Source organism: Lysobacter sp. DMC104 (assembly GCF_056313665.1).
This window is the reverse complement of record NZ_JBQUZW010000014.1, coordinates 1-17,203: the sequence shown is the minus strand read 5'-3', so window position 1 is coordinate 17,203 and position 17,203 is coordinate 1. Positions and strand designations below refer to the sequence as shown.

Sequence of the window (17,203 nt, the reverse complement as noted above, 5' to 3'; positions counted from 1 at the left end):
GTTGACGCTTCACCCCTTGGGCGGGCTGCTTCCTCGGTCAGCCTCCTCCCACCGGGAACTGCCCAAGGGGTCTTTTCGATCTGGTCCCTCCTCCCTGCGTCGCTGCGGGGAGGAGGGCGGCCAAGAGTCAGCGGAAGAAGGCAGATGATGATCCGTTACGACACTCCTCTTCACGGCAAGACAGGGATGGACCGGAGGCGTCTGGTCCTGTCGATGCAGGTACTGCTGTTCGCGCTTGCGCTGATCCTCATCGGACTGATGAGCGGTATCGCGTCCGCGGCGGCCCCGGCAGCAGGTGTGTCGATCGCCAACACCGCGAGGGCCACCTACATTCCTGCGGGATACACCCAGCAGGAAATCGTCGACTCGAATGCGGTGTACGCGATGGTCCAGGCGGTCGAGGCGCTGCGCCTCACCCAGGACCAGACCATCGCGCGCACACCGGGCGCCCTTGCGCGCTTCTCGCATCTGCTCGCCAACACGGGCAACACCCATTCCACCTACACCCTGGCGATCGCCCCCAACGGAGCCGGTTGCCCGGGCACGACCTTCGACCTGTCGGGGGTGACGGTCCATCTCGATCTCAACGGGAACGGCGTCGTCGACGCCAGCGACCCGACGATCACGCTCGGTGCAGCCGGGGCCATTGCCCTGGCGCCCGGCCAGGCGGCCAGCCTGCTGATCGAAGGCCTCGTCCCCACGTCGTCGGCCACCGGCCAGGCCTGCTTCACCCTCACTGCGACGGCGGATACCAGCGGCAACGCCGCCAGCAACATGGACGTGACCGTGGTGCGCGATGCCGCGGTGCTTTCGCTCACGAAGTCCGTGAGCCATCCCGGCATGGTATTGCCCGGCAGTTCGTCCGCCGATTACGTCGTCAACGTCAGCAACATCGGCAACGTAGACGCGATGCCGTCGAACTCCACCACGGACGGCTCCACGATCCGGGTCGATGGCGCGCCGCGCAGCCTGATCCTGATCCGCGACGTGATCCCGACGGGCACGCAATATGTGGCCGGCTCGCTGCATACCGCGACGCCTGGCGTGCTGCGACTGTTCCGCCTGCCTGGCGATCCCGCCTACTACTACCGCACCGGCGCCGACGACGCGGCGGCGATCGAAGTCGCAATCGGCCTGCCGTTCCCGTTGGTGGTCAACGGCTCGTTCTCGATGGGCTTCACGGTGAGGGTGCTGTCCACCGCGCCGCGCCTGATCCCCAACACCGCGGACAGCGACTATCACGATGGCATCGATCCGGCGGACGAGCGTTCCAACACCGTGGTGATCGCCACCACGCCGGCGCGCATCGGTCTGGCGAAGCGCGCCGGACAACCCGTGGGCGGCGTGGCCGCCGATGGCACGCCGGATGGCACCGTCACCGTGCCCTTCCTGTTGCGCGCATACAACTACGGCAGCGAGACGCTCTACAAGGTGCAGATCAGCGACCTGCTGGAAGGCAGTGGCAGTGCCTTCGGTGCCTACACCACCGCGACGGTCCCGTCGCCGGGCGAGTACACCATCGTCGCCGGCAGCCTGCGCATCTCGGATCTGCAGGGCGCGGGCGCCAGCGCCGCGATCGATGCCTCGTTTACCGGTGCCGGCTCCCGCACGACGTTGCTGGCCACCGGCGCGACATTGCCCCCCGCGGGCGAAGTGACGGTCGCGTTCTCGGTGCGCTTCAACACCGTGGGCGGAGCGGCCACGCGCTACAACACGGCCACGACCAATGCGGCGATCACCGCGACTGGCCAGCTCGAGATCTCGGACCAGTCGATGAATGGTACGGATCCCGATCCCGATGGAGACGGCGACCCGTCCAACAACGCTGCGCCCACGCCGGTGTCCACCGCATTGCCGGTGCTGACACTGATGAAGACGGCGACACCGCCGCAGCGCGTCGCGACCGATCAGTACGAGTTCGAGTATCGCCTCACGGTCACCAACGTCGGTACGGCCACCGCGCCGAACGTGCGCGTGATCGACAACCTCGACTGCACTTTCGGCATGGATCTGGCCGGTACGCCGATCCAGGCCTGGCAACTGCTTGCCGCGCCGACGGTGCAGAACGGCGTGCTGGCGCCGTCGACCACCTTCACCGGTCATGCCTTCTGCGACCGCACGGCGCTTGCCAATCCCAGCGCGGCCGCATCGATGCCGACCGCGATCAGTCTGGTGCTGACCGACGGCAGCCGGCCGCTGGCACCCGGCCAAAGTGAGACCGTCGTCCTTCGGCTCCGGGTGACGCTCAAGCCCAGCGCCATCGGGACCCGCGTGCAGATCGACAACCGCGCCTGGGCGGCATCGCTCGACAGCAACGACATCAACGTCAATCCCGGCGCGATCGTGGTCGCAGTGGCCGACGATGTCGAACTGTTGCTGATCGACCCGCAGGGCGTCGTCTACAACTCGGTGACCCGCCAGCCGGTGGCCGGCGCCATCGTGCGCTTCTACCGCGAATCCTGCACCAGCGGACCGGCGACGCCGATCGTTGCCGACGAGATCTACTACGGCCAGACGACGGGCCTGTACACCTTCTATCCCGACGGCAGCATCTCGATGGTGACGCCGGCCTCCGGCGAATACCAGTTCTTCCTCAAGTCGCCGCCGATCTCCGACGTCTGCACGTATCGGCTGGAAGTCACGCCGCCTGCCGGCAGCGGGCTGATCGTGCCTTCGGCGTTGATTCCCGCGCAGGTGGGTGCCTATACGGCATGCAATGCGGTCGTGCCCAACAGCAGCGCTCCGCAGGGAAGCGATCCGACCAGCTACTACTGGCGGTTCGCCGCCGGCCGCTCTGGTGCCGCCGGCGCCATCTGCGAAGTGGTGCACAACCACATTCCGCTCGATCCGGCCAACACCGGCGGCACGATCCTGCTGCAGAAGAAGGGCGACAAGGACCAGGCTGAACTCGGCGATTTCGTCCACTACACCCTGACCCTGACCAACAAGACCGGCGGCCCGCTGGTGGGCATCCGTTTCGTCGACGATCTGCCGCTGGGTTTTGCCTACGTGCCTGGCTCCGCGCGTGCCGATGGCGTGTCCATGCCCGATCCGGCGGGCAGTCCGGGACGTACGCTCACGTTCGACTACCCCGCGCTGACGCTCGCCAAGGACGCATCGCTCGACGTCACCTATCGCCTGCGCATCGGCGTGGGTGCACCGACCACGGGCGATGCCATCAACCGGGCGCGCGCCTGGTCGGGGACGCAGGAATCCAACGAAGCCTCCTGGCGCGTCCACGTGAGCGGTGGCGTGTTCTCGGACGATGCCTTCCTGTTCGGCAAGGTGTACCTGGACTGCAATCGCAACCGCGAGCAGGATCCCGACGAGTCCGGTGTTCCCGGCGTGCGCCTGTTCATCGAGGACGGCACCGGCGTGGTGACCGACAGCGAAGGCAAGTGGAGTCTGTACGGCCTGCGGCCGATCACCCACGCGCTGAAGCTCGACGACACCACGCTGCCGGTCGGCGCGCAGTTGGAAGTGCTCGACAACCGCAATGCCGGTCGCGCCGGCAGCCGTTTCGTCGACCTGCGCAAGGGCGAATGGCACAAGGCCGATTTCGCCATCGCCGGCTGCGAGCAGACGGTGGCTGACGAGGTCAAGACGCGGCGCCAGCAGGCCACTGGCCGTACCGGGGCGGAAGGTGAGGCCGCGCGTGCCCGCGTGCACCTCACGCCGGATGGACAGCCGGTTCGCATCGGCGACGCACGCGCCCTCGCAGCCAGCGGCCGGATCACCGACAACGGTGGCGTCCAGCTCGACCAGCCCGTGGTGCGGCCGATGATCGACGCGCAGGGCGTGGCCGGCGGCACGACCATGCCGTCCGCTGCAACACCGATTCCGGATGGTTTCCGCGCGCTGGCACCGGCCGACGTCAAGGTCGCGCCGATGGGTGGCCTGCCGGAGATGGAACCGACCGTGACTGCATCCGCCATCCCGCTCGAAGAACGGTTGCGTGATCTGGACAACACACCGGGCTTCCTCGACCTGCAGGACCACGACGTGCTGCCCGCGCGCCAGACCAACGTCAGCGTGAAGGGGCCGAGCGGTACCGCCCTGCGACTGCGCGTCAACGGCGAAGTCATTCCCGAGCGTCGCGTGGGCAAGCGTTCGACCCTGGCGGCGCGCAGCCTGGTGGCGTGGGAATACATCGGCATCGAACTCAAGGCGGGCGAGAACCAGCTCGTGCTCGAAGTCGTCGATGAATTCGGCAATGTCCGCGACCAGCGCAGCCTGACGATCACCGCGCCCGACAAGCTCGCCCAGATCGATTTCGATGTGCCGGCGAACGTGCGGATCGGCGTGCCGCTGCAGATAGGCGTCCGCCTGACCGACGCCAGCGGCGTTCCGGTCACGGCGCGCACGGCGGTGACGGTGGAAGCCAATGCCGGCCGCTGGAACACGCCTGATCTCAATCCGGAGGAGCCAGGCCTGCAGGTCTTCATCGAAGGCGGGAAGCGCACCTTCGAGCTGATGCCTCCCGAGCAGCCCGGCGATGGCGTGATCCGTGCGTCGGCCGGCACTGCCTCGCGCGAGGTGCGCGTGGCGTTCCTGCCCGAGCTGCGGCCGCTCGCCGGCATCGGCATCGTCGAGGCGCGCGTAGACTTCGGCAAGCGTGCCCAGGGGCTGGGCGTGCGCGACGCCTTCGAGGCCGAACTGGACCACTGGTCGCGGGAATTCGACAACGGCAAGGGCCGTGCATCGGCGCGTGCGGCCCTGTACTTCAAGGGCGTGATCCGGGGCGACTACCTGCTCACGGCCGCCTACGACTCTGACAAGGCCTCGCGCGAACGCCTGTTCCGCGACATCCGTCCGGACGAGTACTACCCCGTCTACGGCGACGCTTCCGCGCGGACCTTCGATGCGCAGACCACCGATCGCGCGTACGTACGCATCGACAAGGACCGCTCGTTCCTGATGTACGGCGACCTGACCACCGCGGCCAGCCCGGAAGTGCGGCAGCTCAGCCAGGTCAATCGCTCGCTCACCGGCGTCAAGCAGCACTACGAGAACGATCGCGTCCGCGTCGAGGGATACGCCAGCCACGATCACCTGCGCCAGAAGATCGAGGAGTTCCCCGCCAACGGCACGTCCGGGCCGTATTACCTCAAGGCCGCCGGTGATTTGTTCGCCAACAGCGAGCAGGTCGAGATCCTCGTGCGCGATCGCAACCAGGCCAGCCTGATCCTGTCGACCACGCGGCTCAGCCGCTTCGTCGACTATGCGATCGAGCCCACGACCAAGCGCCTGCTGTTCAGCAAGCCGGTGTCGTCGCTGGATCCCGATCTCAATCCGCAGTCCATTCGCATCACCTACGAGGTGGACGGCGGCGGTCCCGCGTTCTGGGTCGCAGGTGCCGATGCGCAGTTCAAGGTCGGCAAGCGCGCCCAGCTCGGCGTGGCCGCGTCCGTCGACGACAACCCGGACAATGCCCGCAAGCTGCTCGCGTTCACCGGCCTGTTCAAGCTGGGCGAGAAGACCTCGCTCGCCGCCGAAGTGGTCGGCACGCGTACCGACGACAAGGGCGACGGGCTCGGCGGCCGCATCGAACTGCGGCACGAAGGCCGGCGCCTGAAGCTCCAGGCCCAGATCGCGAAGACGAACGACCGGTTCGACAATCCGTCTGCGGCAGTCGCGTCCGGCCGCACCGAGGCCAACCTGCGCGCCGAATACAAGCTCGGCGAGCGCACCCAACTGCGCGGTGAGGCGGTCTATTCCGACGGCAGCGGTACCGGCGACAACCAGCGTCGCGGAGCGTCGCTCAGCGTGCAGCATCGCTTCAACCAGAACATCAGCGGTGAACTGGGCGTGCGCGCCGGCAACGAATCGGCTTCGCCGGCGTCGTCCTTCGACTACGGCAACGTTTCCTCGCCGTCGTCATCGGCTTCGCTTCCGCGCAGCACTTCGGACGAGAACCTGTTCACCATCCGCGGTCGCCTCACCGCGCGCCTGCCGTTCGCCCCCGACGGTCGCGTGTTCGTCGAGGCCGAACAGGCCGTCAACGACGCCGATCGCCAGGTCTTCGCGGCCGGCGGCGACTACCGCATCAACGACAGGCTGCGCTTCTACGGCCGTCACGAGTTCATTTCCAGCCTGACCGGCGACTATGGCCTCAACGATACCCAGCGCAACAACACCAGCATCTTCGGTCTCGAAAGCACGTACATGAAGACCGGTCGTGCCTACAGCGAATATCGCCTGCGTGATGGCGTGAACGGGCGTGACGCCGTGGCGGCGCTGGGCCTGCGCAATGTCTTCCGCCTCGGCGAAGGGCTGACGTTGCAGGCGGGCATGGAGCATACGCAGGCACTGGGCGGTGCGGAAGGCGTCGAATCCACGGCGCTGACCAGCTCGATCGAGTACACCAAACGCGACGACCTCAAGGCCAGCGGCGGCCTGGAGCTGCGCAGCGGCGACGACGCCGATACCGCCATGCTCACGGCCGGCGTGGCTTGGAAGATCGATCGGGACTGGACCCTGCTGGCGCGCTCCATCGTCAGCGACAGCGACGTCAAGAGCGCCAGCGGCAGCGACCGCCTGCTGGTCCGCCAGCAGATCGGTGTGGCCTACCGCCCGGTCGACCAGGACGTTTGGAACGCGCTGGCCCGCTACGAGTACAAGACCGAACGCCTCAGTGGCGCGACGGACGAGGAGACCACCACGCATATCGTGTCCGCGCACCTCAACGTCCAGCCGCGGCGCGACCTGTGGTTCAACGCCCGCTACGCCGGCAAGTTCTCGATCCTGGACGCCGACGGGCTGCGCAGCACCTATTGGGCGCACCTGCTCGCCGGCCGCATGACCTATGACCTCGACGATCGTTGGGACATCGGCCTGCAGAGCGCGCTGCTCTACGGAAAGGGCGGGGCACGGCAATGGGCGTTCGGCCTCGAAGGCGGCTATCGGCTCATGCCCAACCTGTGGCTGTCGGCGGGTTACAACGTCCTCGGTTTGAACGACGCGGATCTGACCGACGAGGATTACCTCGATCGCGGCGCCTACGTGCGCCTGCGCTACAAGTTCGACGAAGCTGCGTTCTCCCGTGGACGTGCCGTGCCGATGCCGGCCGCCCCTGCGCCTGCGCCGGCCTCCGCCGCTGCTACGCCCGCGCCTGCGGCGACTGCGCCGACCTCGTCTGCGCCGCTGGTCACACAGACCACGCCGACGCAATCGGCGATGCCCGCAGCGCCGGCTGCGGTCACACCGGCCGCAGATGCCTGGCCCGTCGAAATGGGCAGCCTGATCCGCTTCCGCTACGGCGGTGCCGATCGGGAGGACCTGCTTCCGGGGTCGTTGGAAGAATTGACCCGCGTTGCGGCGCAGTGGAAGCAGCACGCTTCTCCCGGCATGGCGCTCGGTCTTGCGTATGCCGACCACGTGGGGGAAGCAACATTCAGTTGGCGACTTGCCGAGCGACGTGCCGAAACCGTCAAGGCGATCCTTGCCGAACTCGGTATCCCGCCCGATCGCATCCAGGTGGAGGCCAGAGGCGCTGACGAACCGGTGGTGCAGGGCTGCGATGCAGATGCCACCACCGAAAACATCGCGTGCCTGGCATCCGATCGGCGAGCCGAAGTCAGGCGCCCGGAAGGTGCGGGCACGGGGAAAACACCATGAAAGTGATCTTTGCGTATCGGGGCATCATCTTGACTCTCGTGTGCCTGGTCGGCCATGCCTTGGCGCTGTGCTTTGGGCGACTCATCCAGTTATGTCGACCATTGGGGATGGGAGGGCGCCATTCGTCGTATGCGCGGTTAGCCCTTGTCGCCTTCCTTGGCTCGACCATGACGATCGGATCGGTGGCCGATGCAGCGACGTGCGGACCGCCCGTGGTGCAGGACCCAACCTTTCAAAGCGGAGCGACGTACTGGAACTACGGAGGATGGGGTATCCAGAATATTTCCGGCACCAACATGCCGGCGACCAACTACGACGGGGCGGCATGGCTCGCGCCACTCACCCAAAATTTGGTGAACGTTGCGAATTCGCCCGTTGTAACAATTACTACCGGCTTCAATTGGGATGCAAATAATGTTTTGATTAGATTGAGGTATGGCGGCGTTGTTTATGCCACGTGGGGTTCAAGGACCGGGTGGGTTCTTAGTTCAGGGGCAATTTGCATACAGAATTGTGTGGGTGCGCCAGCTACCGCTTACATAGGCAATAACGGATTCGGCAATTTCTACGGGTATACATCACAGGTCCAGTTGCCGGCCGGCCTGCCGCCTAATGGCACTATCGCGATTGATGCAAGCGTGCCTGCAGGCGCGGCGGGAGATAACCCAATTGTAAATTCCATCAGTGTTACACAACGTCCTACCCTCTGCCTAAGTGAAAGGTTGGTCGGCACTACAGCCGGCAACGTTAGCGTTAGTGGTTCGGCCAATATCGATCTTAATGTCGATACCGCTGCTTATGACACGGCCGCAACGGTCGGCCCAATCGCTGCGAATGGAACGGTGCAATATGACGCCAGCGCAGCGCTGTCGAGCACCCAGGCAACCGGCATCAACCCCGATGGCAGTAACGTTGTCATCAGCCAGACAGCGTTACCTTCAAGCTATTCGCTAACCGGAGTGACCTGTCAGACCGCGGGCGGCGTGGCGGTCACGCCCACGGTGGACACGACCGGCACAGGCAAGTTCACGATACCGAGTTCCGCCTTCAATCCTGCGGTAGTCGGAACCGATGGACCTTCCGTTTCGTGTACCGCGACCAACACGGCCGCCTCCATTTCTGGCGTGGTATTCGAGGACGGCGCCGGCGAGTTGTTGGCTGATGGTGCCGTCAACGGCGCGAACAACCCAGGCATCAACGGCATCACGGTGCGCCTGTTCGACAACGCTGGCGTTCAAGTGGCGACCACCGTCACCGCCACGGTTGCCGGTGCGCCCGGTTCCTACAGCTTCTTCTCGCCGGCCGCGGGCACTTATTACGTGGCGGTGGACCGGCCCACGAGCACGGCAGGTGGCACGGCCGGCGTGATGGGCGAGCAGACCTATGCCAGCGTCGGCAGCGGCAACACCGGTGCGGCGGGCGGTGCGGCGGGTTACGGAGCGCTGTGCGTGAGCGGAACACCGCCGACCTACAACGACGCGGGCGCCGCGGTCGTGGGGGGCACGGCCGTCAATCCGGCCAATGGCGCCTGCTACGGCGGGCGGCGCGGCGGCACGGCCGACAACCCGGGCACTGGGCTGAACAATCAGGAGCACGTTACCCGCGTGGTCGTGGGCGCGACGGACGTCACCGCCGTGAACTACGGCTTCAGCTTCAACGTGGTGACCAACACCAACGACACCGGCCAGGGCAGCCTGCGCCAGTTCATCACCAACGCCAACGCCATATCAGGCGCCAATGCGATGCGTTTTGTGCCGGCGGTGGCGACGAACGCCGCCGGTGGCGGCGGCAACTGGTGGCGCACCAGCCTGGCCGCGGTGCTGCCGGCCATCACCGGCGCCAACGGAGCCAGTACCACGCTCGACGGCACCGCCTACAGCATGAGCGATGGCAGTACGGTGCTTGACCCGATGCCCGGCGACCGGGAGGCGAGCATTTCGGTTGGCACTGGCATCGACCAGGCGACCATTGCCGCACTGGCGCGGCCCGAACTGGAAATCCGGGGCACAGCCGGCGGCACGGCGCTCAGTAATGCCGTCTTCGAGGTCGCGGCCAGCAATGCCACGGTAAGGAATTTCTCCATTACCCGAGGCGGCGCTGCGCTGCTGATGCGTACTGCCGGGGTTGCCGGTCTGACTGTGCGCGACAACATCCTGGGGCAGGATCCCGCGGGCGGCGATTTCACGGCTGCTGCGCAGGGCATAGCCGTTGGCCCCACAGGAGCCGGCGCCTGCGCCGGCCTGGCCGGCACATCCGGGCTCATCGAGCACAACTTCATCCGCTCGACCAGCCAGAACGTGTCGCTGTGCAACCTGACCGGGCTGGCGCAGGGGGACTGGACGCTGCGGAGCAACTTCCTGCGCGGCAGCGTCGGCGGTCCAGCGGACATCTCCACAGCCGCCTTCGCCGGCGAGGCCAGTGCAACGGCCAACGTCGTGGTGCAGAACAACCTGGTCACGGCGGCCGCGGGCAACGGCTTGGCATTGACCTCCGGCAGCACCGGTGGTGGCTGGCAGATCATCGGCAACCTGTTCTTCGCCAACACCTCCATCGGCATCACGATGGTCGGCAGCGGTACGTCCAACCTCGTGCGAGGCAATCGCTTCAGCGCCAACGGCTCCAGCGGCATCGCGATCGGCGCATCACGCAAGCAGGCGAAGTTGACGCAGAACAGCTTCGTCGGCAATACCGGAAATGCGATCGACCTGGACGGCGATGGGGTGAGCCTGAATACCAATGCCTGCACTGCAGCGGCGACCTCCGGGGCGAATGGCGACTTGGCGCGCCCGACGGTCGGCTACGCCACCCTCAGTGGCACCACGCTGACGGTCGGCGCCAACTACTGCAACGCCGGCACCTACACGCTGGAGTTCTACAAAGTCGCTGCGGGCGCGTCGGTGGGCGATACCGGTGCAGATGCCAAGCAGGCCGGCGAAGGCGCCACCTACCTGGGCGCGCTCACCGGCCTCACCGGCGGCACGCTCAGCTCGGGCTCACTCACGGTGGCAGGCTTGGCCGCCACCGACACGATCACCGCCATCGCGATCCGCGAGGACGGAGCCGCAACGGCGGGCAACACCAGCGAGTTCAGCGCCAACGTGGCGATCTCGCCGAGCGTGCTGCTGCGCAAGACGAGCAATGGCGGGGTGGGCTCGTTCGCCTTCACACTGACCAACGCCGACACCGACCTCGCCACGGCCGGGGCGCAGACCGCGGCGAGCATCACCACGACGGTGGCCGGCACGGCGACGAGTTACGACGCCGACAGCGGCGTGGCCGGTGTTCAGCCCATCGTCGTGACCACGACGGGGACGGCAGTGACCGTGACCGAGGCGGTGCCGGCGGGCTACAGCCTGACGGCCGCCAGCTGCACCGACGGGACCAGCACCTTCAACGCTGCGGGCCTGCCCGTGACGGGCGGCAACAACGTTGTGGTCACCATTCCATTGGCCAATGTGACGGCCGGGTCGAATTGGACCTGCGACTTCACCAATTCGCGCACCGCCACAGTGACGGTGACCAAGCTGTCCAACAGCGGCGTGGGCACCTTCACGTTCAGCGGCACGAACGGCTACGCCAACACCAGCGTGACCACCATCACCGCTGGCACAGCGGTGGCCGGCACCGCGCGCACTCTGGCCGCCTCGGGCACGGTGACCGACATCTCGGAGGCCGACCCCTCGGCCAGCGGCTTCGTGCTGACGGGCATCACCTGCACGGGGCTGGGCAGCGGCGGCACCGCGACGGTCAACACCACCAGCGCCGCGGTGGGTGGCGTGCCTGCGCGCAGCGTGCGGCTGGATGCGGCGGCGACGGCGGCGGGCGCGAACATCGCCTGCACGTTCACCAACGCCAAACCCACGGTCACGCTGGTCAAGGCGACCGCCGGCATCCAGCCGGACAACGCCCTGTTCAATCTCACCGTCAGTGGTGGCACCGCCACCTGCGGCACTGGCTGCACGGCCAATCCGGCCAATGCCGTGGGCAATGGCGGCAGCACCGGCACGGTGACGGTCAACGCCGGCCAGAGCATCACCCTGACCGAGGCGGCGAGTACCTACACCGATCTGGCGAACTACACGACGGCCTTCGCCTGCGTGGACGGCAATGGCACCAGCCTGATCACTGGCGGTACGGGCTACAGCCGCACCGTCACGTCGCCGAGTTCGGTTGCCAGCGCGGCGGCGGCCAACATCACCTGCACCTACACCAACACCAGTGTCCTCAACCCGCTGCCGGCAACTCCCACGTTGTCGTGCATCGATGGCGGTGCGGGCTTCGATACGGGACGTTATTCGACCGTGAACGCAGGCAAGGATGATCGTTGGAAGGTGGCTTTCCTCGATGGCGGCGGCCAGGCAGTGCTGGCGCCACCCGCGAGCGGCTACTACCCAGCGTCTAAGGTAGTGCAAGGTGCTTGGGCGGCGCCTGCGGCCGGCACTTCATGGATCAGCGGCGTGCCGAGCGCTGGTTCGTCCAGCGGCCAGAACAACAGCTGGTATCGCTTCGATTTCAATCTGGACCCGGCTGTCGATCCGGCAACATTAGCCTTGACCATGAAGTATTGGTCCGACAACCAGACGGTTTCGGCTTGGGTCAACGGTGTCCAGCAGGCGACCTACGCCACGCTTTCAAGTTGCGCCGGCGGCCCCAACTATGGCGGATGCACGGACTTCTTGGCGGGAAATGGTCGTTCCATCACGCTGAGCAACAACTGGCAGGCGGGCCTGAATACCCTCGTGCTGCAGGTGGGTGATGGCGGTGGTATCGCCGGCTTCATGGCCAACTTCCAGACCGCCGCGCTGTGCCGCCCGAAGCTGACGGTCACCAAGGAGTCCTATGGCAGCTTCGGCCAGACCTTCACCGTCACCGGCACCAATGGTTGGGCCAACCAGACCTTCGTCACCACCGCGGCGGGCGACCCGGGCGCCGTGACCGGCGCCACCCAGACCCTCACGGCCGCCAACACGGCGACCACGCTGACCGAAGCGCCGCAGCCCACCGGCTACACGCTGCGTTCGGCTGCCTGCACGGGCCTGTCGGGCGGCACCAATCCGACGCTGGGTGTCAATGCGTTCACCATTCCGGCGGCCGGGTTGAACACCCAGGCCAACGCAGGCGGCATCAATGCCGTGTGCGTGCTGGAGAACGAGGTCAACCTGCCCACGCTGAGCAAGGCGTTCAGCCCGGCGACGGTTGATGTGCCCGCCAAGAGCCGGCTGACGATCACCCTGACCAACACGCATCCGACGCTGGTCGCGACGCTCAGTGCCGCGCTGGTGGACACGCTACCTGCCGGCGTGGTGGTGAGCGCGACGCCCAACGCGGTCACCACCTGCGGCGCGGGTGCGGTGAACGCCGTGGCCGGCGCAGGCACCATCTCTCTCGCCAGTGGCGCCACGATTCCGGCGGCGAGCACCTGCACGGTGGCGGTGGATGTGAAACCCACCACGGCGGGCAGTTTCGTGAACACGCTCGCCGCAGGCGCGCTGCAGACCGATCGCGGCGCCAACGACACCGCGGCCAGCGCCACGCTGACCGCCAACGACGCACTGTGCAGCCCTAACTTCAACGTCTCGGGCAACGCCAGCTACCAGAACGGCAGCATCCGGCTGACGTCGACGAGTCCGGCCTCGCAGAACGGGCAGGCATGGTTCAACCAGACGGTGAACCTGGCCGCTTCGTTCGATTACACCTACCGTGGTTATTACGGCGACCTCGACTCGGGCGCCGGCGGCATCGCGGGTGTGCTCAAGGCCACCAGTGCGGCCACGTCCGGAACGGGCGGGGCGGGCATGGGATACCAGGGCATCACGCCATCGCTGACGCTCGAGGTGGACACCAACAACAATGCGGGGACCGATCCCGCCGGTTTCGGCCCCAGCACCGACGAGATCTCGTTGCACCGGGCGGGTAATCCGGCAGCGGCGGGGCAGCTGACGACGGATACGGTGACCAACGTCGAGGATGGCAACTGGCATACGGTGCGGGTGGCGTGGGACCGGCCCACCAATACGCTGCGGGTCTACGTGGACGGCACGCTCGTCCGTACGCTGGTGCGTGACATCGTGGCGCTGGACTTCGCGGGCAATCCGATCGTCAACGTGGGCTTCGTCGCGGCCACCGAGGCGGCCGCGGTCAATGAACAGCGCGTCTGCGTGATCGCGGCGCAGAACACGCCGACGTTGCAGTTGAAGAAGACGCTGGGCGGTGCGGGCCGCATCGTGGCGACCGACCAGTTCACGCTGACGGCGACCGGTACCGGTGCGCCGGCGCCGAGCGACACCACGGGTGCGGGCAGCAGCATCACGTCGGCCGACGTGCTATTCAACGGCACGAGCGGCACGGCCTACACCCTGAACGAGGCGATGGCCACGGGCAGCGGTTCCACCCTGGCGCAGTACGTCCAGACGGTGGCCTGCACCAACTCCGGCACCACCAACGTCAGCGGGCTGACCAGCCTGCCGATCAACGTGACGCCGGTGTCCGGTGACGCGATCAACTGCACCATCACCAATACGCCGCAGATCCTGGCGGTGTCGGGTCGAGTGTTCGAGGACCAATCGGGCGACCTGCTGTTCGATGGCGCCGTCGGCAACGCCAGTAATCCCGGCATCGGTGGCGTGACCGTGCGCCTGTTCGACAGTACTGGCGTGCAGCAGACCACCACTGCCACGGCGGCCGATGGCAGCTACACCTTCGGCAATCTTCTGGCGCGCACCTACTACATCAGTGTCGACCGGCCAGTCACCACGGCCGCGGGCATCGCGGGCGTGGTGGGCGAGCAGACCTACGCGGATTCCGGCAACGGCAATGCCGGTTCGGCCGGAGGCACCGGCCATGGTCCGCTGTGCGTGAGCGGGACGCCGCCTGCCTACATCGACAGCAACGCTACCGCCACCAGCGGTGTGGCAATCGATACGTCAGTGTTGACCGCCAAGGGCGCGTGCTACGGTGGCCGGCGCGGCGCGGTCGCCGACAATCCGGGCGCCACGCTGGACAACGACGAGCACGTGACCCGCGTGGTGCTGGGCTCGAGCGATGTCACCGACGCGGACTTCGGCTTCGGCTTCGACGTGGTGACCCATGCCGGCAACAGCGGCCAGGGTTCGCTGCGGCAGTTCATCCTCAACGCCAACACGATCCCCGGTGCCGATACGATGCATTTCGTCCCGGCGGTCATCACCAACCAGGCCAGTGGCGGCAACGCATGGTGGCGCGTGGCACCGACATCGCTGCTGCCGGCCATGACGGACGCGCAGACCACGATCGACGGTACCGCGTACAGTGACGACGACGGCACCACCGTCATCAACCCGAACAACGCGACGCTCGGCACCGGCGGCACCGTGGGACGTGGCGCCGTCGCATTGCCGCAACTCAACGGCCCCGAGTTCGAGATCAAGGGGCCGGGCAACAACAGCATCGCCACCGGCCTGGACGTGGAGGCCAGCAACGTCGCCATCCGCCACATCGCGATCTACGGGTTCGGCAACGGCACGCGCACCACGTCGGCCTCGGCCGACATCCAGATCGGCAACAACGTCTCCAACGGCTTCACCGGCGACCTCATCGATGCCGATGTCGTCGGCACGTCCGCGGCGAGCTTCACCGATCCTGGCGCGGGCGCACGCACGACCGGTGCGGGCATCACGATCTCCGGCGCGGACAACGGCACGCTGAGGAACAGCCTGGTGGGCTTCCACGCGTTCGACGGCGTGGTGCCCGGCGCAGGTGGCAACGTGCCGGCCTCCGACAACGTGGCCGGCTGGACCCTGACCGGCAACGAGATCCGCGGCAATGCGCTGGTCGATGTGCATTCGGACGGGATCGGGCTGTGGCCGGTCAACGCCGGGTCCCTGACCGTGGACAGCAACCTCATCGTCGCCAACGGCGCTGTGGGCGTGGAAGGGTTCAGGCATGCGTCCGGGGACTGGTTCGTCTGGCGCAACAGCATCATCGGCAACGGCACCGGCGGCGCGGAACTGTTCGGCGTACGCATCACCGGCGCCGGCAAGATCGAGGTGTTGCAGAACATCATCCAGAACAATCCGGGTGCCGCGGTGCGGCTGGATCGTTCGATCTCGACACCGACCCAGGCGCTGGTGTCGCAGAACGATTTCGGCGGCAACGGCGGCAACGCGATCGATCTCAATGGCGATGGCGTGAGCCTGAACACCAACGCATGCACCGCGAACGGGACCAGCGGCGTGAACGGCGACATCGCCAGGCCGACGATCAACTATGCCGTGCTCAACGGCACGACGCTGACGCTCGGTGCCACCTACTGCGGTACCGGTACCTATCGGCTGGAGATCTACAAGGTTGCGGCGGGCAACGCCGGTGACGTGGGCACGGACGGCAAGCAGGCCGGCGAGGGCGGCACCTATCTGGGCGAACTCACGGTGACGGGTGGGTTGCTCACCTCCGGCACGCTCAGCGTGACCGGGCTGACGGCGAACGACCGGATCACGGCCATCGCGATCCGCACCGACGGCGCCACGACGGCCAACAACACCAGTGAGTTCAGCGCCAACGTGGCGATCAATCCGAGTGTGCTGCTGCGCAAGACCAGCACGTCGTCGACCGGCACGTTCGTGTTCGGCGTCACCAATGCCGACACCGACCTGACCACGCCGGCCGTGGCCGACAGCGCGGCCACCATCACGACGACGGTAGCCGGTACACCCGTCACCTACGATGCCGATTCTGGCATCTCGGGTGTCCAGCCGATCATCGTCATCAGCACGTCCGGGACCGCGGTCTCGATCAGCGAAACGGTGACGGCCGGCTTCGCCCTCGGTGCCGCGAGTTGCACCGACGGCACCAGCACGTTCGCCGCGACCGGTCTGCCCGCCATCGGCGGCGCCACCGGTACGGTGACGATCCCGGCCGCGAACGTCGCCGCCGGCTCGAACTGGACCTGCGATTTCACCAACGACGCCCGCCCGAGGCTGACGATCCGCAAGACGAGTTTCGGCGGTACGGGGAGCTTTGCGTTCACCGGGACGAACGGCCTGCCCGCGGCCCTCCCCGGTGTGGCGGTGACGACGAGCGCCGCCGGCGCGTTGGCCGACTCGTCGGTGCAGACACTGGTCGCCAACGGCGTGGCGACGACGGTGACCGAGCAGGTGCCGCCCGGCTGGACGCTCAACGCAGTGTCGTGCTTCGACCGCAACGCCGCGACCACCGGCAATCCGGCGAGCTTCGGCACGATCAGCGGCAGCGCGATCACGATTCCGGCGGCGAACGTGCTGTCGGGAGCGGACATCGTGTGTGCGTTCACCGACACGTACGGCGGGTTCACGGTATCGGGCCGGGTGTTCCGTGACAGCGGTGCACCGGTCCCGCCGGGGACGGGCGCGAACAGCGGCACGCCGAACGACGGCGTGCAGAACGGCAGCGAGGCGGGCATCGCGGGGGTGACGGTGACGCTCACCGATTGCGGTAGCACGACGTATGCGACGGCCAGCACCGATGCCAGCGGCGGTTACAGCCTGGGCAGCGGCGGTGTGGTGGGCGCGGTGTGCGTGGAAGAGCACAACCTGACCGGGACGGTGTCGACGGGTGCGAACCAGTCGGGGAC

The 17,203-nt window shown here is 67.0% G+C and carries 2 protein-coding genes; both read left to right on the top strand.

The genetic code is table 11. The features are described 5' to 3' along the window. The first annotated feature begins 186 nt into the window (after nt 1-186). Entirely contained in the window at nt 187-7,617 is a 7,431-nt protein-coding gene (locus tag ACT53R_RS16470; RefSeq protein WP_476172999.1) for an OmpA family protein, read from the top strand. A gap of 842 nt (nt 7,618-8,459) precedes the next feature. Continuing rightward, a partial coding sequence (locus ACT53R_RS16465; protein WP_476172998.1) for a beta strand repeat-containing protein occupies nt 8,460-17,203 on the top strand: 8,744 nt, incomplete at its 3' end.

Bases quoted from the DNA above. Each gene is read 5' to 3' on its own strand.
- ACT53R_RS16470 (WP_476172999.1), top strand. From the start codon at position 187: ATGGACCGGAGGCGTCTGGTCCTGTCGATGCAGGTACTGCTGTTCGCG.